We start from the raw sequence: 23,303 nt of genomic DNA, 5'->3' as shown, positions 1-23,303 counted from the left end.
AAGGGCGCGGCGCTCAGTGCGAATAATCGCGCGCGCCGAAGATCGCGGTGCCGACGCGCACGATCGTCGCGCCTTCGAGCACGGCCGCGTCGAGATCGGCGGACATGCCCATCGACAACGTGTCGAGCGGCAGGCCGCCGGCACGCAATGCGTCGAACAGCGCGCGCAGCGCGCGATGCGGTGCGCGTTGCGCTTCGATATCGCCGGCCGGTTCGGGGATCGCCATCAGGCCGCGCAGCCGCAGCGACGGCAGCGCGGCGACCGCGCGCGCGACGTCGGCCACGTCGGCCGGCGCGACGCCGCTCTTCGACGCCTCGCCGCTGATGTTCACCTGCACGCACACGTTGAGCGGCGGCAGCTGCGCGGGGCGTTGTTCCGACAGGCGCTGCGCGATCTTCAGCCGGTCGACCGAATGGACCCAGTCGAAGCGCTCGGCGACCGGGCGCGTCTTGTTCGATTGCAGCGGCCCGATGAAATGCCATTCGAGCGACGCGCGCAGATCGGCGAGCGCGTCGATCTTGTCGATCGATTCCTGCACGTAGTTTTCGCCGAATGCGTGTTGCCCGGCCGCGTGCGCGGCGCGTACGTCGTCGGCTGGAAACGTCTTCGAGACGGCGAGCAGCGACACGGTGGCGGGATCGCGGCCGGCCGCGCGGGCGGCGTCGGCGATGCGGCGATGAACGGATTCGAGACGGGCGGCGAGATCGGACATGACGGGTACGAAGGCAGGCACGGAAGCAGGCACGAAGCGGATGCGCCGCGGCACGCGGCGCATCGATCCGCCCATTATACGGACGCCGCGCGCGACGCCCGCGTCAGCCGTACAGCAAATGCTCGACGAGCTGGACCCAGTGCACGACCGGAATCTGCGTGCCGCTCTGCAGGTGCGCGATGCAGCCGATGTTGCCGGACACGATCATCTGCGGTTCGAGCGCCTGCAGCTTCAGCAGCTTCTGCTTGCGCAACCGGTACGACAGCGACGGCTGCGTCAGCGAATAGGTGCCGGCCGAGCCGCAGCACAGATGGCTGTCGGCCGGCAGCCGCACGTCGATGCCGAGCGTCTCGAGCAGGCGTTCGACCTTGCCGCGCGACTGCTGCCCATGCTGCAGCGTGCACGGCGGGTGGTACGCGACGGTATGGATCGCGCGGCGCCGTGCGAGCGTCGCGAGCTCGGCCTCGAATGCGAGCAGCACGTCGGAGATGTCGCGCGTCAGCGAGACGATGCGCTGCGCCCGCTCCGCGTAGGCCGGGTCGTCGCGCAGCAGGTGCGCGTATTCGAGCACCGTCGCGCCGCAGCCCGACGCGTTCATCACGATCGCCTCGGCGCCTTGCTCGACATGGGGCCACCATGCGTCGATGTTGCGGCGTGCGTCGTCGAGCGCCTCGTCGTGATAGTTCAGGTGCAGGCGGATCGCGCCGCAGCAGCCCGCGTCGGGCGCGACGACCGTCTCGATGCCGAGCGCGTCGAGCACGCGCGCGGTCGCGATGTTGATGTTCGGCAGCATCGACGGCTGCACGCAGCCGCCGAGCATCAGCATCTTGCGCGTATGCGTGCGGTGCGGCCATTCGAGCAGCCGCGTGCGCGGTGGCACCTTGTCGCGCAGCCGCTTCGGCAGCAGCGGCCGCACGTGCTGGCCGAGCCGCATCATGGGCGAGAACAGCGCGGCGTTCGGCACGAGGCTCGCGAGCACGCGGCGCACGATCCGCTGCTGCACGGGGCGCCGCACCTGCGCCTCGACGTGCTTGCGGCCGATCTCGACGAGCCGGCCGTACTGAACGCCGGACGGGCAGGTCGTCTCGCAGCTTCGGCACGTCAGGCAGCGGTCGAGATGCTGCTGCGTGCTGCGCGTGACGGGCGCGCCTTCGACCATCTGCTTGATCAGGTAGATGCGCCCGCGCGGGCCGTCGAGTTCGTCGCCGAGCAGTTGATAGGTCGGGCAGGTCGCGGTGCAGAACCCGCAATGCACGCACTTGCGCAGGATCGCGTCGGCTTCGTCGCCGTCGGGCGTGTTGCGGATGAAATCGGCGAGGTTCGTTTGCATCGAGCCCTCAGAGATCGGGGTAGAGCCGGCCGCGGTTGAAAATGCGCGCGGGATCGAACGCGGCCTTCAGCCCGCGGTGGATTTTCATCATCGGGGCGGGCAGCGGCGTGAACACGCCCGCGCTGCGGTCGTACGTGTCGCCCGCGCGGAACAGCGTCGCGTGGCCGCCGGCCTGCTTCGCGCTCATGCGCACGGTCTGCGCATCGGCGTCGGTGATCCACCAGCGCTGCGCGCCGCCCCATTCCATCAGCTGGGTGCCGGGCAGGTGCATCGGTTCGGTGATCGACGGCAGCGCGAGGCGCCACAGCGCATAGCCGGGCGGGATGCCGTTGAAGAACGGATCGGTATGCTCGCGCAGGCCGGCCCAGAAGCGCTCGGCTTCGACCGCGTCGACGACTTCGCCGCCGAGCAGCGCCTTCGCGGATTTCACGGCCGCTTCGGCGCCCGACAGGCGCAGCACGAGCGTGCCGTTGCGCCACGCGCTCGCGCTGACGGGCAGCGGATGGCCGCCCCATTCGTTGAGCTTGCGCACCGCGTCGGTCGCGGTCATCTCGAACTTCAGCGTGACTTCGGCGACGGGCATCGGCAGCACCTTGATCGACAGGTCGAGCATCAGCCCGAGCGTGCCGAGCGAACCGGCCATCAGCCGCGACACGTCGTAGCCGGCGACGTTCTTCACGACCTGACCGCCGAACCGCAGCACCTCGCCGCGGCCGTTCATCAGCGTGACGCCGAGCACGAAATCGCGCGGTGCGCCGCAGGTGGCGCGGCGCGGGCCCGCGAGGCCCGCCGCGATGCAGCCGCCGACGGTGGCCGCGCGGCCGAAGTGCGGCGGCTCGAACGGCAGCATCTGGCCGCATTCGGCGAGGACGGCTTCGAGCTCGGCGAGCGGCGTGCCCGCGCGGACCGTGACGACGAGTTCGGCCGGGTCGTACGACACGATGCCCTGAAACGCGCGCGTGTCGAGTATTTCGCCCTCGAGCGCCTGGCCGTACCAGTCCTTGGTGCCGCCGCCGCGAATCCGCAGCGGCCGGCCGTCGGCGCTGGCCGCGCGGATGCGCTCGGCCCATCCGGCGACGATGTCGTCCTCTTCCATGTTCTGTTGCTGCCTCGACTTGTTGTTCGGTCGATTGTACCGGGGTGGCGCGATTCCACATCGCGACTATCCCTAAGCCCCGTATTGCAGACCGCATGCCCGCGCCGCCGCGCGAATGGGCCGCGCGGGCACGGCAGCACGGCGCGGGCCGTGCCGCCGGCGCGCGCCGCGCCCCGCGCGACGCTCAGAAGCGCGGCAGGTCGGGGTGCGGCAGCAGCCCGCCGCGCACGTGCTGGCGGCCGTACTCGGCGCAGCGCGCGCGGGTCGGGATGCCCTTGTCGGGGTTCAGCAGCCCCGCGGGATCGAATGCGCGCTTGACCGCGAAGAACGCATCGCGCTCCTGCGGCGAGAACTGTACGCACATCGAATTGAGCTTCTCGATGCCGACGCCGTGCTCGCCCGTCACGCTGCCGCCGAATTCCACGCAGCATTCGAGGATTTCCGCGCCGAACGCCTCGGCGCGGTGCAGCTCGTCCGGATCGTTCGCGTTGTAGAGGATCAGCGGATGCATGTTGCCGTCGCCCGCATGGAACACGTTGATGCAGCGCAGCCCGTAGCGCGTCTCGAGCTGCTCGATGCGCGCGAGCAGCGGGCCGATCGCGCGGCGCGGCACGGTGCCGTCCATGCAGTAATAGTCGGCGGAAATGCGGCCGGCGGCCGGAAACGCATTCTTGCGGCCCGACCAGTAGCGCAGCCGCTCCTGTTCATTGCGCGACACCTGGATGCGCGTTGCGCCGTGCTCGCGCAGCACGGCCGTCATCCGCACGATCTCTTCCGCGACTTCTTCCGGCGTGCCGTCCGATTCGCACAGCAGGATCGCCTTTGCGTCGAGGTCGTAGCCGGCGTGCGTGAACGCCTCGACGGCCTGCGTGGCCGGCTTGTCCATCATCTCGAGCCCGGCCGGGATGATGCCCGACGCGATGATCGCCGCGACGGCCTCGCCGCCCTTGACCACGTCGTCGAAGCTCGCCATCACGAGTTGCGCGGTCTGCGGCTTCGGGATCAGCCGCACCGTGACTTCGGTGACGATCGCGAACATCCCTTCGCTGCCGATCATCACGGCGAGCAGGTCGAGGCCCGGCATGTCGAGCGCGAGCGAGCCGAACTCGACGATCTCGCCGTCGATCGTCACCGCGCGCACGCGCATCACGTTGTGCACGGTCAGCCCGTATTTCAGGCAATGGACGCCGCCGGAATTTTCCGCGACGTTGCCGCCGATCGTGCAGGCGATCTGCGACGACGGATCGGGTGCGTAATACAGGCCGTACGGTGCGGCGGCTTCCGAGATCGCGAGGTTGCGCACGCCGGGCTGCACGGTCGCCGTGCGCGCGTACGGGTCGACTTCGACGATGCGCGTGAAGCGCGCGAGCGACAGCACGACGCCGAGCGCGATCGGCAGCGCGCCGCCCGACAGGCTGGTGCCCGCGCCGCGCGGCACGATCGGCACTTCCATGCGGCGGCAGATCTGCACGATCCGCTGCACCTGCGATTCCGTTTCGGGCAGCGCGACCGCGAGCGGCAGGCGGCGGTACGCGGACAGGCCGTCGCATTCGTATGGCGCCGTGTCTTCGTCGCGGTACAGCAGGCAGTGCGTCGGCAGCACGGCCATCAGGGCCTGCACGACTTCGCGCTGGCGCTGCGCGCGTGCTGCGCTCGACAGTTCGACGGGAGCGTTCATGGGGTCTCCTGCAGCAGGCGGCGCGACGTCGCGCCGCCGTCTCAGCACGTGAAAATCTTGCCGGGATTCATCAGGTTGCGCGGATCGAGCGCGAGCTTGATCGCGCGCATCGTGTCGATCGCGTTGTCGCCGTGCTCCTTCGGCAGGAACCGCATCTTGTGCAGCCCGACGCCGTGCTCGCCCGTGCAGGTGCCGCCGAGGCGCAGCGCGCGCTCGACGATCCGGTCGTTGATGTGCTCGGCTTCGGCGAGTTCCTCGGGCTTGTCGGGATCGATCAGGATCGCGACGTGGAAATTGCCGTCGCCGACGTGGCCGACGATCGGGCAGGGCAGCGACGACGCGCGCAGGTCGACTTCGGTTTCCTCGACGCACGCGGCGAGCTGCGAGATCGGCACGCAGACGTCGGTCGTCACCGCGCGGCAGCCCGGCTTCAATTGCAGCATCGCGAAGTACGCGTTGTGGCGCGCGGCCCAGAGCCGGCTGCGGTCCTCGGGGCGGGTCGCCCATTCGAAGCCCTGGCCGTTGTTCTGGCCGGCGAGCGCCTGTACGAGTTCGGCCTGTTCCTTCACGCCGGCCTCGGTGCCGTGGAATTCGAAGAACAGCGTCGGCGCTTCGGCAAGCGTCAGGTTCGAGTGGCGGTTGATCGAACGCACGGCGAGCGAATCGACGAACTCGACGCGCGCGATCGGCACGCCGATCTGGATCGTCTCGATCACGGTGCGCACCGCGTCGCTCATCGTCGGGAACGTGCAGATCGCAGCCGACACGGCTTCGGGCAGCGGGTGCAGGCGCAGCGTGATCTCGGTGATCACGCCGAGCGTGCCTTCGGAGCCGACGAACAGGCGCGTGAGGTCGTAGCCGGCCGACGACTTGCGCGCGCGCGAGCCCGTTTTCACGACGCGGCCGTCGGCGAGCACGGCGGTCAGGCCGAGCACGTTCTCGCGCATCGTGCCGTAGCGCACGGCGTTGGTGCCTGATGCGCGGGTCGCGGTCATCCCGCCGATGCTGGCGTCGGCGCCCGGGTCGATCGGGAAGAACAGGCCGGTGTCGCGCAGCGCTTCGTTGAGCGCCTTGCGCGTGATGCCCGGTTCGACCGTCACGGTCAGGTCTTCGGCGTTGATCGACAGCACGCGGTTCATTTCGGACAGGTCGAGCGATATGCCGCCGCGCACCGCGAGCAGGTGGCCTTCGAGCGACGAGCCTGCGCCGTACGGAATCAGCGGCACGCTGTAGAGCGAGCACAGCGACACGGCTTCGCGCACGTCGTCCGCGCTGTGCGCGAACACGACGGCATCGGGCAGTTGCGGATCGAACGGCGATTCGTCGCGGCCGTGGTGCTCGCGGACCGCGTCGGCGGTCGACACGCGCTCGCCGAAGGCGGCGCGCAGCGCATCGAGCATGGCGGGGGGGAGCGGGCGGCGCGTGGCGGCAGGCGGGGCGGGGTGATTCACGAATGTCTCCTGACTGCTTGTCGAACTTTCGGCCCATTCTACGCTGTAACGCCTGCTGCGAGCCTCGCCGCGGGCTGCGATAATCGTGCTTCAACCCAACCGGGCCGCATCGCGGCCGCGTACGAGAGGACATTCGCATGGGCAACCGCTTGAGCAAGATCGCGACGCGCACGGGCGATGACGGCACCACCGGCCTCGGCGACGGACGGCGCATCGGCAAGGACGACGTGCGGATCGCGGCGATCGGCGACGTCGACGAACTGAACTCGAATCTCGGCGTGCTGCTCGCCGAGACGCTGCCGGACGATGTGCGCACCGCGCTCGTCACGATCCAGCACGACCTGTTCGATCTCGGCGGCGAGCTGTGCATCCCCGGCCATGCGGTGCTCGACGACACGCATCTCGCGCGCCTCGACCGGTGGCTCGCCGACTACAACGCGACGCTGCAGCCGCTGAAGGAATTCATCCTGCCGGCCGGCTCGCGCGCGGCGTCGCTTGCGCACGTGTGCCGGACGGTGTGCCGCCGCGCGGAGCGCTCGATCGTCGCGCTCGGCCGCGACGAAACGCTCAACGATGCACCGCGGCGATACGTGAACCGGCTGTCCGACCTGCTGTTCGTGCTGGCGCGCGTGCTGAACCGTGCCGACGGCGGGACGGACGTACTGTGGGAGCGCGGGCGCGTCCGCTAGCGCGCCGTGGCGCTTTTGCGCACTGCGACAATTTGTCCGGGTGAAGCAGGTTTTTAAACATGTATCTTATGGGCATGTTTAACGGAGAACCGAACATGACCCAGATCACCGCTGACCAGATGGCTCGCGTGAAGGCCACTGCCCCTGTCCTCGCCGTGCACGGCGCGACGATCACGAAGCATTTCTACCAGCGCATGTTCGCGCGCCATCCGGAACTGAAAAACCTGTTCAACCAGACGCACCAGAAGACCGGCAGCCAGCCGGAAACGCTCGCGAAGGCGGTTTATGCGTATGCGGCGAACATCGACAATCTCGGCGCGCTCGGCGGCGCGGTGTCGCACATCGCGCACAAGCACGCGAGCCTGAACATCCGCCCGGAACATTACCCGATCGTCGGCGAGAACCTGCTCGCGTCGATCGTCGAAGTGCTCGGCGATGCGGTCGATGCCGATACGCTCGAAGCCTGGCGCGTCGCGTACGGCCAGCTCGCGCAGATCCTGATCGGCGCCGAGGCCGACCTGTACGCGGGCGCCGCGTGGAGCGGCTTCCGTCCGTTCAAGGTGGCGCGCAAGGTGCGCGAGAGCGACGAGATCACGTCGTTCTACCTGAGCCCGGCTGACGGTGGCACGGCGCCGACCTTCGAGCCGGGACAGTACGTCACGGTGAAGCGCTTCGTCGGCGATCTCGGCGTCGACCAGCCGCGCCAGTACAGCCTGTCCGACGCGCCGCACGGCAAGTGGCTGCGTATCTCGGTGAAGCGCGAGTCGGGCCAGCCCGAGGCGATCCCGGCCGGCAAGGTATCGACGCTGATGCACGACGGCGTGGAGGAGGGCGCGATCGTCGAAGTGACCGCGCCGATGGGCGAATTCTCGCTGAAGCGCGGTGTCGAGACGCCGGTGGTGCTGATCTCCGGCGGCGTCGGCCTGACGCCGATGGTGTCGATGGCGTCGACGCTGGTGTCGGAAGGCAGCAAGCGCGACGTGCGCTTCGTCCATGCATGCCGTTCGGGCGCGGTGCACGCGTTCCGCGACTGGCTGAACGATGCGGTGCGCGAGCACGCGAACGTCAAGCGCACGGTGCTGTACGAACTGGTCGGCCCGGACGATCGCGCAGGGATCGACCATGACCTCGAAGGGCGGCTCACGCCGGAACGCGTGAAGGAATTCGCGCTGGTGCCGGGCGCCGACTACTACATCTGCGGCCCGATCGCGTTCATGAAGGCGCAACGCGATGCGCTGGTCGCGCTCGGCGTCGCGCCGGAACGCATCAATACCGAAATCTTCGGCTCGGGCGCGCTCGAGTGATGCGCTGACGGGTGGTCTCCGGCCAATAAAAAATGCCCGGCGCGAGCCGGGCATTTTCGTTGCGATGCCAGTGATCAGTTGCCGCTGCCGCGCGCCACGCGCCGCGCCTTGACCGATTCCGCGAGCCCTTCGAGCACCTTCACGCTGTCGTCCCATGCGATGCACGCATCGGTGATGCTCTGGCCGTAGGTCAGCGGGCAGCCTTCCTTCAGGTCCTGACGGCCTTCGACGAGATGCGACTCGATCATCACGCCGACGATCCGCTCGTCGCCCGCCGCGATCTGGCGGCCGATGTCCGCGCACACCGGGATCTGGTTCTCGTGCTTCTTCGAGCTGTTCGCGTGGCTCGCGTCGATCATCAGGCGCGCGGCGAGGCCGGCCTTGCCGATGTCCGCGCAGGCGGCGTTCACGCTGTCCGCGTCGTAGTTCGGCGTCTTGCCGCCGCGCAGGATCACGTGGCAATCCTCGTTGCCGGCCGTCGACACGATCGCCGAGTGGCCGCCCTTCGTCACCGACAGGAAATGGTGCGGTTGCGATGCAGCCTTGATCGCGTCGACCGCGATCTTCACGTTGCCGTCGGTGCCGTTCTTGAAGCCGACCGGGCACGACAGCCCCGACGCGAGCTCGCGGTGCACCTGCGACTCGGTCGTGCGCGCGCCGATCGCGCCCCACGAGATCAGGTCGGCGATGTACTGCGGGCTGATCATGTCGAGGTATTCGGTCGCGGCCGGCAGCCCCATCTCGTTGATCTGCAGCAGCAGCTCGCGCGCGGTGCGCAGCCCTTCGTTGATCTTGAAGCTGTTGTCGAGGTGCGGATCGTTGATGAGCCCCTTCCAGCCGACCGTCGTGCGCGGCTTCTCGAAGTACACGCGCATCACGATTTCCAGTTCGCCCTTGAAGCGCTCACGCTCCTTCACGAGCCGGCCCGCGTATTCGATCGCCGCCTTCGTATCGTGGATCGAGCACGGCCCGATCACGACGATCAGCCGGTCGTCCATCCCGTGCAGGATGCGGTGCATCGACTGGCGCGAGTTGTAGATCAGCTCGGACGCGGCTTCGGAGCACGCGAATTCGCGGATCAGGTGGGCGGGCGGCGTCAGTTCCTTGAGTTCGCGAATGCGGACGTCGTCGGTATTGTGCGGGGGCATGCTGTTTCTCCTGGTTTTGCGGGCGCCGTTCGGTCAGTGCGCGTGCGGCAGATTCATCAATTCAAGCGATTCAGTGGTTTCGGTCGGGGCCGCGGGACCGCTGCGACGGCGACCGGGTGCGAAGGGCGAAAAAAAACCGCCGGGTTCGCCGGCGGTTTTTTCGGGAATTTCGGTTGCGCTTTACGCGCCATCAACCCTCTCGATCCGCCAGCGGTCTGAGATGCCAAAAAAAGTAAAAATAAAACTTGGCGGACATGACGGAGATTCGGTTCGTCAAAAAAGTTGATTCGGAATTTATACCCCGTCGCCGGGCGGCTGGCAACCGGGAGGCGTCAAAAATGCGGACAATCCGCGCGTTTTCTTCAAAATACGCGGATTGTCTGCGCTGCGATGCGGTTATGCCGTACCGCCGACCGTCATCTTGTCGATTCGCAGGGTCGGCTGGCCGACGCCGACCGGCACGCTCTGGCCTTCCTTGCCGCACACGCCGACGCCCGTGTCGAGCGACATGTCGTTGCCGATCATGCTCACGTACTTCAGCGATTCGGGGCCGCTGCCGATCAGCGTCGCGCCCTTCACCGGGTAGGTGATCTTGCCGTTCTCGATCATGTACGCCTCGGACGCCGAGAACACGAACTTGCCGTTCGTGATGTCGACCTGGCCGCCGCCGAAGTTCACCGCGTACAGGCCGTTCTTCACCGACGCGATGATTTCCTGCGGATCCTTGTCGCCGTTCAGCATGTACGTGTTCGTCATGCGCGGCATCGGCAGCGCCGCGTACGACTCGCGCCGCGCGTTGCCCGTGACCGGCATCTTCATCAGGCGCGCGTTCAGCGTGTCCTGGATGTAGCCCTTCAGGATGCCGTCCTCGATCAGCGTCGTGCACTGCGTCGGGTTGCCTTCGTCGTCGATGTTCAGCGAGCCGCGGCGGTTCGGCAGCGTGCCGTCGTCGACGACGGTCACGCCCTTCGCGGCGACCTGTTCGCCGATCCGGCCCGCGAATGCCGACGAGCCCTTGCGGTTGAAGTCGCCCTCGAGGCCGTGGCCGATCGCCTCGTGCAGCAGCACGCCCGGCCAGCCCGGCCCGAGCACGACCGTCATCGCGCCGGCCGGCGCGGGGCGGGCGTCGAGGTTCACGAGTGCCGCGTGCACGGCGTCGTCGACGTAGCGCGACAGCACTTCATCGGTGAAGTAGCCGTAGTCGAAGCGGCCGCCGCCGCCGCCGGAGCCGATCTCGCGGCGGCCGTTCTGTTCGGCGATCACCGTGACCGACACGCGCACGAGCGGGCGGATGTCGGCCGCGAGTGCGCCGTCGCTGCGCGCGACGAGCACGACGTCGTATTCGCCGGCGAGGCCCGCCATCACCTGCGTGACGCGCGGGTCGCGGCCGCGCGCCATCTGCTCGATGCGTTCGAGCAGCTTGACCTTGGCCGTCGCGTCGAGCGACGCGAGCGGATCGGACGGCAGGTACAGGTCGCGGCCCGAGATGCCCTTCAGCGACGTCGCCGCCTTGATCTTCTGCCGGCCGCCGCCGGCCGCCGCGATCGCCTTGGTGGCCGCGGCCGCCTGCGCGATCGCTTCCGGCGACAGGTCGTCGGAATACGCGAACGCGGTGCGGTCGCCCGCGACCGCGCGCACGCCGACGCCCTGGTCGATGCTGAAGCTGCCCGACTTGACGATGCCTTCCTCGAGGCTCCACGCTTCGCTGCGGGTCGCCTGGAAGTACAGGTCCGCGTAATCGACGCGATGCGTGAAGATGTCGGCGATCGTGCGCGTGAGCAGGCTTTCGTCGAGGCCGTACGGCGTGAGCAGGATGTCCTTCGCCAGCGCGAGGTTGCGGATGCCGGGTTCGATGATGTTCATGCGGATATCGGGGTTTCTCAAAAAGTTGTCGGGTGCTTCTGGGCAGATGGGTTGGCCGCGCGGCGTTTCAAGCGGCGCGGCGGATTCAGGTCAGCACGCGGTGCCGCCACGCGGGCAGGCTCTGGCGCACGTCGGCGATGCGCTGCGGATCGATCGCGCCGAGCACGACGCTTGCGCCCACGTCGCGGACCGCGACGACTTCGCCCCACGGGTCGATCAGCATGCTGTGGCCCCAGGTGCGCCGGCCGTTCTCGTGCTTGCCGCCCTGAGCGGCCGCGAGCACGTAGCACTGGTTCTCGACGGCCCGCGCGCGCAGCAGCGTTTCCCAGTGCGCGCGGCCCGTCGTATACGTAAACGCGGACGGTACGACGATCATCGCGCAGTCGCCCATCCTGCGATACAGCTCCGGAAAGCGCAGATCGTAACAGACCGACAGGCCGACCCGCCCGAACGGCGCGTCGAACGCGACGACCGTATCGCCCGCGCGGATCGTGCGCGCCTCGTCGAACGATTCGTCGCCTTTCTCGAAGTTGAACAGGTGGATCTTGTCGTAGCGCGCGGCCTCGTTGCCGGACGGATCGAACACGAGCGTCGTGTTCAGCACGCGATCGGGCTCCGGCGCCTTCAGCGGCAGCGTGCCGCCGATCACCCAGATGCCGTGGCGGCGCGCGGCGTCCGCGAGGAAGCGCTGGATCGGGCCGTCCTGGTAGGGTTCGGCGAGCGCGAGCTTGTCGGTGTCGCGGTGGCCCATGAAGCAGAAATACTCGGGCAGCAGCACGAGCTGCGCGCCTTCGCCGGCCGCTTCCGCGATCAGGCGGCGGGCTTCGGCGAGATTGCGCGTGACGTCCGGCGTGCTCACCATCTGCAGCGCGGCGACCCGAAAGGGCGTGGCGGAACGGGTGTGGTCGGTCATCGCGGGATCGGTTGCGTCATAAATGGGGTGCGGCCCGGCAGCGCGCGGAACTCAATGGTTCGTTGCATCGGCCGGACCGTGATTCATCTTACCCTGATCGCCCCGCACCCGCTCGATGTGCGGGTGCGCCCACGAACCCGTGATCGCGTAGTCGAGCGCGAACGCGCGCGACAGCGTCTCCGACAGCGCGTAGTTCGCGGCCAGCACGCCGACGCCGAGCAGCGGATTGACGATCGCGGCTGCGATCGCCGCCGTGCCGGCGCCGATCTTCGGGGCGACGTGCGCGTGCAGGTCCTGCGTTTCGGCGCCGAGGTCGACCGCGCCGCGCACCGTCACGTTCGCGGGCCCCGTCGTCATCGAAAAGTCGTCGGTGCGCGCGATCCCGTTCGAGATCCGGCCGGTGCCCGTGATCTTGTCGAACGGCAGCCCCTTGCCGACCACGTCGCGGAAATTCAGCGTCAGGAAGCGCGCGAGGCTCTGCAGGCTCAGTACGCCGAGCAGCTTCGCGGCGCCCGGATCGACCTTCAGGATCTGCCCGTGTTCGAGGTCGACTGCGACCTGGCCGCCGAGCGACGGGAAGTCGACCGCGGTCGGGCCGCCGCGCCAGCCGACCTTGCCCGTTACCGTGCCGTGTCCGTCCGCGAGCGTGCGCGGCAGGCCGACGCGGTCGAGCAGCGCGCCCGCGTTGTCGATGTCGAGCTTGAAGTCGAACACGGTGCGGCGCGGCGCATCGTTTTCGTCGGCGCCGCGGGCGAGCGCGCGGCGCGACGTGCGCCAGTTGCCGGTCGCCGTCAGCTTCGCGGCCGGATTCGACAGTTCCAGCTTGTCGAGCTGCCACACGGGCGTGCCGTCTTCGTCGATGTTGCGCGCGTTGACGACGAGGCGGCCGATGTCGTGGGCGCGCGCGACGACCTGGTCGACGATCAGGTCGATCGACGGTATCGGGCGGTCGGTCGGCGTCGGCAGGTTCATCGCGCGGCCGACGAGGTCTTGCTGCGCGCTGTCCGGAATCACGAGCTTCGCGAGCCGCGCGTTCAATACGCCCGCGCCGTTGTGGCCGCCGCCCGGCGCCCACGACAGGTAGCCCGACACCTGGTTCGACGCGATGTTCGCCTGCCACAGCTCGTCGACGTGCGATGCGCCGACGATCACGTTTTCCCAGTTGCGCTTGAGCAGCTTCAGCGTGCCGAAGTGGAACGCGAAGCGCTTCGGCGCGAAGCTCGCGAGATCGACGCGCGGCGCGGCCTGCGGCTCCGGCGCGCGCGGCGTGTCGGGCTTCAGCGTGCGGGCGAGCGCGAGCCACGCGTCGGCATCGAGTTCGTCGACGTCGACGGCCGCGCTCACGCCGTCCTGCGGCATGTCGGGCATCCGGTGGATGCCCATCGCGCCGCGCACCGCGCGCAGCGGCTGGCCGCGCGTCGCGTCGAGCAGGTAGGTCGCGGACACGGGGCCGAGCGTCAGGTCGGCGTGTTCGAGGCGCTTGCCGTCCGCCTGCGGCGCCGGCTGCAGCGTGAAGCTGAACGGCATCGGCGTGCCGGCCGCTTTCGCGAACGGCGCCGGGAAGTCCAGCGCGACGCCGGTCAGGTCGGAGCGCGCGGCGACGTCGGGCAGGCGGCCCGGCGTGCCGCGCACGGCGACCTTGTACGGCGCGTCGCCGATCACATGTTCGAGCAGCGCCGCGGCCGCGCCGTGCAGGTTCAGCCCGCGCGCGGCGTCGAGCGCGAGCCGGCCGTCGACGTCCACCGCGTACGGGCCGTGCGACCGGAAGCTGCCGTTCGCGTGTACCGGACCGCCGAGGAATCGGCCCGACAGGTCGTGCAGCGACGCGCCGGCATCGGTGAAGCGGACCTGGCCGCGCAGTGCGGACAGCGGCGGCACGCCGTCGGCCGACAGCGTGTTGCCGCCGAACGCGAGCGCGCCTTCGATGGCCGTGTGCTTGTGTGCGATGCGCTGCGGAATCGTCAGCTTGAGCGACAGCGCCGCGGGGCCCTGCGCGTCGAGACGCTGCGCCACGTGGCCGCTCATCGCGCCGAGCGAGCTGTTGTCCGCGTAGTCGAGCAGGTCGGCGAGCGGGCCGTTCGCATGGCCTTCGATCACGAGCGGCGAATCGGCCGGGCGGCCGAGATCGTCGATGCGGCCCGTGACCTTCGTCAGTGCGACGCGCTTGTAGTGCGCGCGGTCGATGTCGAAGCGCAGCTTGTTCTGCGCGAGCTCGAACACGCCGTCGATCCCGTCGAGCGCCGGCCAGACGCTCGGCGTGCCGTTCGCGAGCTTGCGCGGCGGATACGGCGTCGGCTCGAAGCGGCCGCCGGTGAACGGCGCGACGATGTGGAACACGCCGGCGTCCGGCTCGTGTTCGAACGGGAATTTCTCGAGCGGGCCGCGGGCGACGATCGACGCGCCCTTGGTCACCTTGCCGTCCTGCAGCGCGTGGCCGAGATAGTTGCGCAGGTGCTCGGACATCCCGGTCGGCAGGTAGCGCGGAATGCGCGCCACCGACGCGCGCGCGAAATCGGCGCGCAGGTCGAGCGAGCCGCGGCCGTGGCCGGGGTTCGTGTACGAGCCCGACACCGCGATTTCTGCATCGGGGTTCGAGACGAGCAGGTCGGGCAGCGTCACGTCGACGCGCGCGTGCTTGTCGCCGGGCGCGGGCGTGATCACCCATTTGGCGTTGCCGCGCAGCCGGTCGAACGTCAGGCGCGGCTCGTCGAACTCGCCGGGCACCGTGACGGCCGCGTTGACCGTGTCGAAATGCGCGGCGCCGCCCGTCTCGTTCGCATCGACGCGGCCCCACAGGTTCTCGACGCCCGGCCAGCCGGCACGCGGGTGGCCGCGCGGCGACAGGCCCGGCGGCGGCTCCTGCGCGGCGAAGCTGATGCCCTGCAGGTCGCCGAGGAAGCGGTAGCGGACGATCGGCGCGGCGCCGGTGCGCCGCTCCTCGTCGGCGAGTTCGGCCCGCGCGGGTTTCGCGCGCTCGACCTCGATGTGATAGTTCGACACCATCCCGCGCGGGTCGATCTTGACCAGCTCGTTGCGCAGGTGCGCCGGCAGCGGCAGCCCGCGGATGAATTCACTGAGGATGCCGAGATCGACGCGGTCGCCGACGACGCTGATCAGTTGCCCCTGGCTGGCCGTCGGCACGCGGTAGCGGGCCGTCAGCGTCGACAGCGCGAGCGAGCGCGCGAGCGGCGTGCCGTCCGGCAGCGGCGGCTGGCCGAGTTCCGCGTTGAAGCGCGTCAGGTGCAGCGTGTAGTCGTGGCCGGCATCGAGCACCATGTCCCAGCCGAAGCCGACCGTCGGCACGTCGAGCCGCGGTTGCGTCGGACGCACGCGCAGCGCGACGTCGGCACCCTGCAGGTCGCCGCCCGCCGAGCGCAGGTGGCCGTCGCTGAAGGTCGCCCAGATCGCGTTGTCGATCCGGCCCGCGTGGATCATGAGCGGTATGTCGAGGTAGCGGGCGAGCGTCTGCAGATCGACGGGGCCCGTCGACAGGTACGCGTCGCCGGTCCAGTTCGACGGCTTGCCGACCGGCGCGAGCGCCTTGTGCGTGAAGCGCGCGCGGAAATCGAGCGGGCCGAGCAGCAGCGTGCCGTTCGCGGGCGCCTGCAGCGCGGCCCTGTGTACGCGACCGTGGTTGAGCACCGCGATCCGGATGCCCGACAGCACGAGTTCCGGCGCGTCGTGCTGCGCGTCGCGCCAGCGCAGCGTGCCGCCGCGCAGCACGATCGCTTCCTGCCTCAGCAGCCACGTGCCGAACGTGTCGCTGCCGCCGTGGGTGGTCGCCACGCCGACGCCCGCGACGCTCAGCGAGCCGTCGGCCGCGCGCGCGACGACGAGGTCGGGCTGGTCGACGATCAGGCTCGACAGCGCGGGCGACAGCCGCAGCAGCGACATCCACGACAGCGCGGCCGTCGCATGCGGCACCGACAGCGCGACCTTGCCGTCGCGGCCGCGGATCGTCAGGTTCGTGAGTTCGACGCCCGGCTGCATGCCGGACCAGTTCGGGGAAAGCTTGCCGATCGAAAGCTGCGCGTGGAGCTTGTCGGAGACGACGCGCTCGATGCGCGGGCGGAATTCGTCGATGCGGGGCAGCAGCACGTAGCGCAGCCCGAGGAACGCGCCGGCCGCAACGAAGTAAGTGCCGATCCCGACGGCCAGCGTCACCTTGAACACGCGACGCAGGACTGGATGATCGTGCTTCGGAGGTCCCGCTTCGGGCGCAGCTACGGCGGATTCCTGACGGTCGGACATGCGGCGGACGGGCGGCGATATGGTAGTTTTGCAGACTGACGTTGAAATGTATCACACGGGTTCGTGCCGGCGGCCGTTGCGGCAGCACGGCACGGGCTTTCCGGCGCGCGGTTTCGCGGCGGACGCACGCGCGTCCCGCGATGCCGCGCCGAGTCCACGGGGCCGGCCGGCAGCGGGGCGCGCACGCGTTTGCCCGCGCCGGCCGGCCTTACCGCCAGGCCCGCTTCTCGATGACCGACGCTTCCGCCCTGATCAGCACGTCTTATTCCCGTTATATCGCGCGCGCGGCCGCCGCGCGGCCCGCACTGGCCGAGCAGGTGGCCGCGTGGGCCGCCGCGCCGCTCGCTCGTGCGCAGCTCGATGCGCGCCTCACCGAACTGCTCGCGATGCCGGACGGCGCGGCCGCGCCGTCCGAGGAGCAACTGAAGCGCGCGCTGCGGCAACTGCGCGCCGAGGCGTTCGGCGCGATCGCGGAGCGCGACCTGCGCGGGCTGGCGGACGTCGCCGAGGTGACGGGCGCGATGACCGATCTCGCCGAAGTGGCCGTGCAGCGGTCGCTCGCGCTGCTGTCGGCCGAACTCGAGGCGCAGTACGGCGAGCCGCGCGGCGCCGACGGCCAGCGCGTCGTGCTCGGCGTGGTCGGGATGGGCAAGCTCGGCGGCCGCGAGCTGAACGTGTCGTCGGACATCGACCTGATCTTCGTGTACGAGGACGACGGCGAGACGACCGGCGGCGCGCGCGCGCCGCTGTCCACGCAGGAATACTTCACGCGGCTCGGCCGGCGCCTGATCGGCGTGCTGTCCGAGGTCACGGCCGACGGCTACGTGTTTCGCGTCGACATGCGGCTGCGCCCGAACGGCGATTCGGGGCCGCTCGTGTGCAGCATCGGGATGCTCGAGGAATATTTCTACGTGCAGGGGCGCGAATGGGAGCGCTATGCATGGATCAAGGGGCGGCTCGTGTCGGAAGGCGACAGCGACGCGGCGCGGCGGCTGGAGTCGCAGCTCGAGTCGATCGTCAAGCCGTTCGTGTATCGCCGCTATCTCGATTTCGGCGTGATCGGCGCGATCCGTTCGCTGCACCAGCAGATTCGGCAGGAAGCCGCGCGCCGCGCGTCGATGCGGCCCGACAAGGCCGACGACATCAAGCTCGGCCGCGGCGGGATTCGCGAGATCGAGTTCAGCGCGCAGGTGTTCCAGTTGATCCGCGGCGGCCAGGATGCGGAGTTCCGCGTGCGGCCGACGCTCGCGGTGCTGCGCCATGCGCAGGCGCGAGGGCTGATCGGCGAGGACGTGTGCGCACGCCTGACCGACGCTTACACATTCCTGCGCACGCTCGAGCACCGGCTGCAGTACCGCAACGACGCGCAGACGCACGCGATGCCGGTCGAGCCCGACGAACGCGCGGCACTGGCCGCGTCGCTCGGCTTTGCCGATTATGCGGCGCTGATGACGGTGCTGGACGAGTACCGGAACTTCGTCGAGGCGCAGTTCGACCAGATCTTCGCCGACAAGGTGACCGGCGCGCCCTGCGGCGCAGGCGAAGAGACGGCCGCCGCGTGGATCTGGAGCGGCGCGCTCGCCGACGACGGCGAGGACGACGCACTCGCGGCCCGTCTCGACGGCCTCGGCTTCGCCGATCCGGCGGCGGTGCTCGCGCGGCTGCGCGCGGTCTGGCAATCGTCGCGCTACACGGGCCTGCCGGAAAAGAGCCGGCACCGCTTCGACCGCGTTGCCCAACGCGCGCTGGAGGCCGCGCCGCGGATCGACGCCGCGCGCCGCGACGACACGATCGTGCGCCTGTTCGACCTGCTCGAGACGGTCAGCCGGCGCGGCGTCTATCTCGCGCTGCTGACCGAATATCCGGCCGCGCTCGACCGCGTGCTGTCGGTGCTCGGCGCGACGCGCTGGGGCGGCGGTTACCTGATCCGCCACCCGCAGCTGCTCGACGAACTGCTCGACGACGAGGCGATCGCGAGCCCGTTCGACTGGCCCGCGTTCAAGGACGCGCTGCGCGCGCGCCTCGCGGCGGCCGACGGCCCCGAGCAACAGATGGACCTGCTGCGGCACGCGCAGCACGCCGAGGTGTTCCGGATCCTGCTGATCGATCTCGCCGGGCAGCTGTCGGTCGAGCATGTGAGCGACCGGCTGTCCGAGCTGGCCGACGCGGTGCTCGACGTGACGATCGAGGTCGTCTGGTCGCAGCTCGCGAAGCGCCATCGCGACGTGCCGAAATTCGCGGTGATCGCGTACGGCAAGCTGGGCGGCAAGGAACTCGGCTACGCATCGGATCTCGACCTGATCTTCCTGTACGACGACCCCGACGAGCGCTCGGCGGACGTCTACACGACCTTCACACGGCGGCTCATCACGTGGCTCACGACGGCGACGGGCGCGGGCGCGCTGTTCGACATCGACCTGCGGCTGCGGCCGAATGGCGAGGCAGGGCTGCTTGTCACCGATCTCGACGCGTTCCGCCGCTACCAACTGCGCGAGGGCGACGCCGCGAATACCGCGTGGGTATGGGAGCACCAGGCGCTGACACGCGCCCGCTACAGCGCGGGCGACGCGCAGATCGGCGCGGACTTCGAGGCGATCCGCCAGCAGGTGCTGACGACGCCGCGCGACGGCGGCGTGCTCGCGAAGGAGATCGTCGACATGCGCGGCAAGGTGTTTGCCGGCCACCCGAACCAGACCGAGCTGTTCGACCTGAAGCACGATCGCGGCGGGATGGTCGACATCGAGTTCATCGTCCAGTACTGGGTGCTGCTGCACGCGTCGAGCGACGCCGAGCTGATCCGCAACACGGGCAACATCGCGCTGCTGCGCGAGGTCGCGCGCTTCGGGCTGATGGGCGCGGACGAGGCCGAACGCGTCGGCGCGGCCTACCGCAAGTACCGGAAGCTGCAGCACAAGCTGCGACTCGACGGGATGGAGAAGGCGCGCGTCGATCCGGCCGAGGTGGCCGACGAGCGGGCGGCCGTGACCGCGCTGTGGACACGTGTGTTCGGGGCGATTGAAACGAACGTTTGAACGAGGGCGGGGCGGGTTGCGGGCGCTTCATCCGCAGGCGCTCCGCGCTGAAAGCCGAACGGTGCGAGCCCGTTCGGCGTGGGCGGGACAGTCTGACGGCCGCGTCAGGCCGCCAGCATTTCCTTCGCGTGTTTGCGCGTCGTCGCCGTGATCTCGAGCCCGCCGAGCATCCGCGCGACTTCCTCGATCCGGTTGGCGCGATCGAGCGCGACGACCGTCGACACCGTGCCGCCGCGGTCGTCGGCACCCTTTGCGACCTGGAAGTGGTGGTCGCCGCGCGCGGCGACCTGCGGCAGGTGCGTCACGCACAGCACCTGGCGGTCGCGCCCGAGCTGGTGCAGCAGGCGGCCGACCACTTCGGCGACGCCGCCGCCGATCCCTGTATCGACTTCGTCGAAGATCAGCGTCGGCGTCGGGCTCGCCGCGCTCGCGATCACGGCGAGCGCGAGGCTGATCCGCGCGAGCTCGCCGCCCGACGCGACCTTTGCGAGCGGCCGCAGCGGCACGCCGGCATGCCCGGCGACCCGGAACTCGACCTGCTCGAGCCCGTGCGGGCCGCCGTCGGCGAGCGGCACGAGCGCGACTTCGAAACTTCCGCCTGCCATCGACAGTTCCTGCATGCCGGCCGTGACGGCCGTGCCCAGCGCCTTGGCGGCCTGCGCGCGCGCCTTCGACAGGTGTTTCGCGTCGGCGAGATAAGCTTCCCGCGCCTTGGCCTGCACCGCCTCGAGCGCGCCGAGATCGGCGGCCGCGTCAAGCGCGGCGAGCTGCGCGCGGCGAGCCGCATGTTCTTCGTGCAGCGTGTCGGGCGGTAGCCGGAACTTGCGGGCGGTCGAGTGCAGCGCATCGAGACGCGTTTCGACCTGCGCGAGCCGCTCGGGATCGAGATCGACGCGCTGCGCATAGTGCGACAGCGAATAGACGGCTTCCTGCAGCTGGATTTCGGCCGGTTCGAGCGACGCGAGTGCGTCGCCGAGCGCGGTGTCGTAGTCGGCGAGGCTGCGCAGCTTCGACACGATCGCGCCGAGCTGCGCGAGCATCGCGTCGTCGGACTCGGACAGCGCGTTGAGCGCGCCGCGCACGCCTTCGATCAGGTTCGCCGAATGCGACAGGCGCTTGTGCTCGTTGCTGACTTCGTCCCATTCGCCGGCTTGCGGCGCGAGCTTGTCGAGCTCCGCGAGCTGCCACGCGAGCTTTTCGCGTTCGAGCTGCAGCTCGCGCTCGTGCGCCTTCGCGGCGTCGATCGCCTGCGTCGCGTCGCGCCAGACGCGCCACGCGCGCGCGACGTTCGCGGCATCGGCGACGAGCCCCGCGTGCGTGTCGAACAGCTCGCGCTGCGCGTCGGGCCGCATCAGCAACTGGTGCGCATGCTGGCCGTGGATGTCGACGAGCATCTCGCCGAGTTCGCGCAGTTGCGCGAGCGTCGCGCTGGTGCCGTTGATGAACGCGCGCGACCGGCCGTTCGCGTCGATCACGCGGCGCAGCATCACGGTGTCCTCGGCGTCGAACGCGTGTTCGTCGAGCCAGCGCGCGACGCGGTCGTGCGGCGTGAATTCGGCCGTGATGTCGGCGCGGCCGCAGCCGGTGCGTACGACGCTCGCGTCGGCACGTTCGCCGAGCGCGAGGGCGAGGGCGTCGATCAGGATCGATTTCCCGGCGCCGGTTTCGCCGGAAAAGACGGAAAAGCCGCTGTCGAATTCGAGATCGAGCGCGGCCACGATGACGAAGTCGCGGATCGAGAGGTGGCGGAGCATGGTGTCGGGCGGTGAGGCGTCAGGACGCCGTGTCGTCGTCTTCGTTCGACGCGTGTTCGTTCCAGTGCAGCTTCTTGCGCAGCGTCGCGTAGTAGCTATAGCCGATCGGGTGCAGGAACGGCACCGTGTGCTTCGAGCGGCGTACCTCGATCGTGTCGTTCAGTTCGAGCGAGGTGAACGACTGCATGTCGAAGTTCACGTTGACGTCGCGCCCGCCGACGATCTGGATCGCGATCTTGGATTCGTCGGGCAGCACGATCGGCCGGTTCGACAGCGCGTGCGGCGCGATCGGCACGAGCACGATGCCCTGAAGCTGCGGATGGAGGATCGGGCCGGCCGACGACAGCGCATACGCGGTCGAGCCCGTCGGCGTGGCGACGATCAGGCCGTCCGAACGCTGGTTGTACATGTACCGGCCGTCGACCGACGCGCGCAGCTCGACCATCCCGGAGAAGCCGCTGCGGTTCACGACGACGTCGTTGAACGCGAGCGCGTGGTAGATCGGTTCGCCGTCGCGCATGATCCTGGCCTCGAGCAGCGAGCGCTCCTCGCGCTCGAACTTGCCCGCCAGCATCACGGGGACGAGCGCGTGCATGTCGGCCGCCGCGATGTCCGTGATGAAGCCGAGCCGCCCGTGGTTGATCCCGATCAGCGGTGTCCGGTACGGCGCGAGCTGGCGGCCGATGCCAAGCATCGTGCCGTCGCCGCCCAGCACGACCGCCACGTCCGCACGCGCCCCGATTTCGGCCGGGGTGAGCGCCGGATAGCCGGTGATGCCGAACTCGCGCGCGGTATCGCCTTCGAAGACGACCTCGAAGCCCAGCTTCGCTAGGCTGGCAGCCAGTGTGGCGAGCGGCTCGGCGATGCCGGGCGTGTTGCTCCGGCCGACGAGCGCGACAGTATTGAACTGATTACCGGTTTTCATGCCGGCATTACACCATAGCTCGTTGACGAAAAGAACCGGCTGTGCGCGGACGGGGCCGGATCGTGCCGGCCCGCGCAACGGTGGCCGACGCCACTCGCCGCGGTCGCGCGGTTGCGCTAAAATTTTCCACCATGCTAGATCCTCGCGCACGAACCCTCCTGAAAACCCTGATCGAACGGTATATCGCCGACGGTCAGCCAGTCGGATCGCGCACGTTGTCCCGTTATTCCGGGCTCGAGCTGAGCCCGGCGACGATCCGCAACGTGATGTCCGACCTGGAGGAGCTCGGCCTCGTGTCGAGCCCGCACACGTCGGCCGGCCGCGTGCCGACGCCGCGCGGCTACCGGCTGTTCGTCGACACGATGCTGACGGTCGAGGCGCCGATCGACGCCGAGGCCGTCGCGCGGCAGGTGCAGAACACGCTGCAGGCCGGCGAGCCGCAGCAGCGGGTGGTGGCTGCCGCCGCGAGCGTGCTGTCGAACCTGTCGCAGTTCGCGGGCGTCGTGCTGACGCCGCGCCGCAGCCACGTGTTCAAGCAGATCGAGTTCATGCGCCTGTCGGACAAGCGCATCCTGCTGATCATCGTCACGCCCGAGGGCGACGTGCAGAACCGGATGCTCGCGACGCCGCGCGACTATTCGCCGTCGCAGCTGACCGAGGCGTCCAACTACATCAACGCGCATTTCGCCGGCCTGTCTTTCGATGAGGTGCGCCGCCGCCTGCGCGACGAGATCGACCAGTTGCGCGGCGACATGACCACGCTGATGCACGCGGCCGTGACGGCCAGTACCGAGGTGCCCGACACCGAGGACACCGTGCTGATTTCCGGCGAGCGCAACCTGCTCGAGGTGGCGGATCTTTCGTCCGACATGGCGCGGCTGCGCAAGCTGTTCGACGTGTTCGACCAAAAGACGGGCCTCCTGCAACTGCTCGACGTGTCGAGCCACGCCCAGGGCGTGCAGATCTTCATCGGCGGCGAATCGACGCTCGTGCCGATCGAGGAAATGAGCGTCGTCACCGCGCCTTACGAGGTGAACGGGCAGATCGTCGGCACGCTCGGCGTGATCGGCCCGACCCGCATGGCGTACAACCGCGTGATACCGATCGTCGACATCACCGCGCGCCTGCTGTCGCTCACGCTGAGCCAGCAATAGCCA

Annotated in this window: 15 protein-coding genes and 1 pseudogene; 4 read left to right on the top strand and 12 right to left on the bottom strand. The window is 69.3% G+C overall.

The genetic code is table 11. The features are described 5' to 3' along the window. Positions 1-13: 13 nt before the first annotated feature. The 5 genes from ACM6JT_RS30450 to ACM6JT_RS30430 form a co-directional block, all read right to left on the bottom strand. Positions 14-712, bottom strand: a complete 699-nt coding sequence (locus ACM6JT_RS30450; RefSeq protein WP_414857840.1) for a YggS family pyridoxal phosphate-dependent enzyme — start codon at positions 710-712, stop codon at positions 14-16. A gap of 103 nt (positions 713-815) precedes the next feature. After that, positions 816-2,042, bottom strand: a complete 1,227-nt coding sequence (gene glcF / locus ACM6JT_RS30445) for a glycolate oxidase subunit GlcF (protein WP_034182780.1) — start codon at positions 2,040-2,042, stop codon at positions 816-818. A gap of 7 nt (positions 2,043-2,049) precedes the next feature. Then, complete coding sequence (glcE, locus tag ACM6JT_RS30440) at positions 2,050-3,138, bottom strand: glycolate oxidase subunit GlcE (protein WP_105389823.1); 1,089 nt, start codon at positions 3,136-3,138, stop codon at positions 2,050-2,052. Positions 3,139-3,322: 184 nt separating this feature from the next. Continuing rightward, entirely contained in the window at positions 3,323-4,816 is a 1,494-nt protein-coding gene (locus tag ACM6JT_RS30435; protein ID WP_034182782.1) for an FAD-linked oxidase C-terminal domain-containing protein, read from the bottom strand. Positions 4,817-4,857: 41 nt separating this feature from the next. After that, positions 4,858-6,267, bottom strand: coding sequence for an FAD-binding oxidoreductase (locus ACM6JT_RS30430; RefSeq protein WP_414857839.1), 1,410 nt, complete (start codon positions 6,265-6,267; stop codon positions 4,858-4,860). Positions 6,268-6,404: 137 nt separating this feature from the next. On the opposite strand from ACM6JT_RS30430, the gene ACM6JT_RS30425 reads away from it, so the two are divergent. Next, positions 6,405-6,956, top strand: coding sequence for a cob(I)yrinic acid a,c-diamide adenosyltransferase (locus ACM6JT_RS30425; protein ID WP_034182784.1), 552 nt, complete (start codon positions 6,405-6,407; stop codon positions 6,954-6,956). A gap of 95 nt (positions 6,957-7,051) precedes the next feature. Next, positions 7,052-8,260: an NO-inducible flavohemoprotein gene (gene hmpA, locus ACM6JT_RS30420; RefSeq protein WP_175748722.1), complete on the top strand. Its 1,209-nt coding sequence runs from the start codon at positions 7,052-7,054 to the stop codon at positions 8,258-8,260. A 74-nt stretch (positions 8,261-8,334) separates the two neighbouring features. Here hmpA and aroG read toward each other — a convergent pair whose 3' ends face one another. The 5 genes and pseudogenes from aroG to ACM6JT_RS30395 form a co-directional block, all read right to left on the bottom strand. Then, positions 8,335-9,408 (bottom strand): 3-deoxy-7-phosphoheptulonate synthase AroG, encoded by a 1,074-nt coding sequence (aroG, locus tag ACM6JT_RS30415; protein ID WP_034182785.1) that lies wholly within the window; start codon positions 9,406-9,408, stop codon positions 8,335-8,337. Positions 9,409-9,598: 190 nt separating this feature from the next. Continuing rightward, positions 9,599-9,800, bottom strand: a pseudogene (locus ACM6JT_RS30410) (hypothetical protein). A gap of 4 nt (positions 9,801-9,804) precedes the next feature. Continuing rightward, positions 9,805-11,271, bottom strand: a complete 1,467-nt coding sequence (gene tldD, locus ACM6JT_RS30405) for a metalloprotease TldD (protein ID WP_021163847.1) — start codon at positions 11,269-11,271, stop codon at positions 9,805-9,807. A gap of 85 nt (positions 11,272-11,356) precedes the next feature. Further along, a complete protein-coding gene (locus tag ACM6JT_RS30400; protein WP_034182786.1) occupies positions 11,357-12,184 on the bottom strand; it encodes a carbon-nitrogen hydrolase family protein in 828 nt (275 codons plus the stop codon). 51 nt (positions 12,185-12,235) lie between these two features. Next, on the bottom strand, positions 12,236-16,435 hold the full coding sequence (locus ACM6JT_RS30395) for a YhdP family protein (RefSeq protein WP_034182787.1): 4,200 nt from the start codon (positions 16,433-16,435) through the stop codon (positions 12,236-12,238). Positions 16,436-16,665: 230 nt separating this feature from the next. On the opposite strand from ACM6JT_RS30395, the gene glnE reads away from it, so the two are divergent. After that, positions 16,666-19,467 carry a bifunctional [glutamate--ammonia ligase]-adenylyl-L-tyrosine phosphorylase/[glutamate--ammonia-ligase] adenylyltransferase gene (glnE, locus tag ACM6JT_RS30390; RefSeq protein ID WP_414857838.1) on the top strand — a complete coding sequence of 934 codons (2,802 nt, stop codon included), beginning with the start codon at positions 16,666-16,668 and terminating at the stop codon, positions 19,465-19,467. A 104-nt stretch (positions 19,468-19,571) separates the two neighbouring features. On the opposite strand, the gene recN is transcribed toward glnE, so the two are convergent. Continuing rightward, positions 19,572-21,221 carry a DNA repair protein RecN gene (gene recN / locus ACM6JT_RS30385; protein WP_034182789.1) on the bottom strand — a complete coding sequence of 550 codons (1,650 nt, stop codon included), beginning with the start codon at positions 21,219-21,221 and terminating at the stop codon, positions 19,572-19,574. A gap of 19 nt (positions 21,222-21,240) precedes the next feature. Next, on the bottom strand, positions 21,241-22,146 hold the full coding sequence (locus ACM6JT_RS30380; protein WP_034182790.1) for an NAD kinase: 906 nt from the start codon (positions 22,144-22,146) through the stop codon (positions 21,241-21,243). A 131-nt stretch (positions 22,147-22,277) separates the two neighbouring features. Here ACM6JT_RS30380 and hrcA point away from each other — a divergent pair, with 131 nt between their 5' ends. After that, positions 22,278-23,300 (top strand): heat-inducible transcriptional repressor HrcA, encoded by a 1,023-nt coding sequence (hrcA, locus tag ACM6JT_RS30375; protein ID WP_011544637.1) that lies wholly within the window; start codon positions 22,278-22,280, stop codon positions 23,298-23,300. The last annotated feature ends 3 nt before the right edge of the window (positions 23,301-23,303 follow it).

Source organism: Burkholderia sp. IT-111MI5, from assembly GCF_949752865.1.
GTDB classification, from domain to species: Bacteria; Pseudomonadota; Gammaproteobacteria; order Burkholderiales; family Burkholderiaceae; genus Burkholderia; species Burkholderia pyrrocinia_C.
This window is presented reverse-complemented; position numbering and strand designations above follow the sequence as displayed.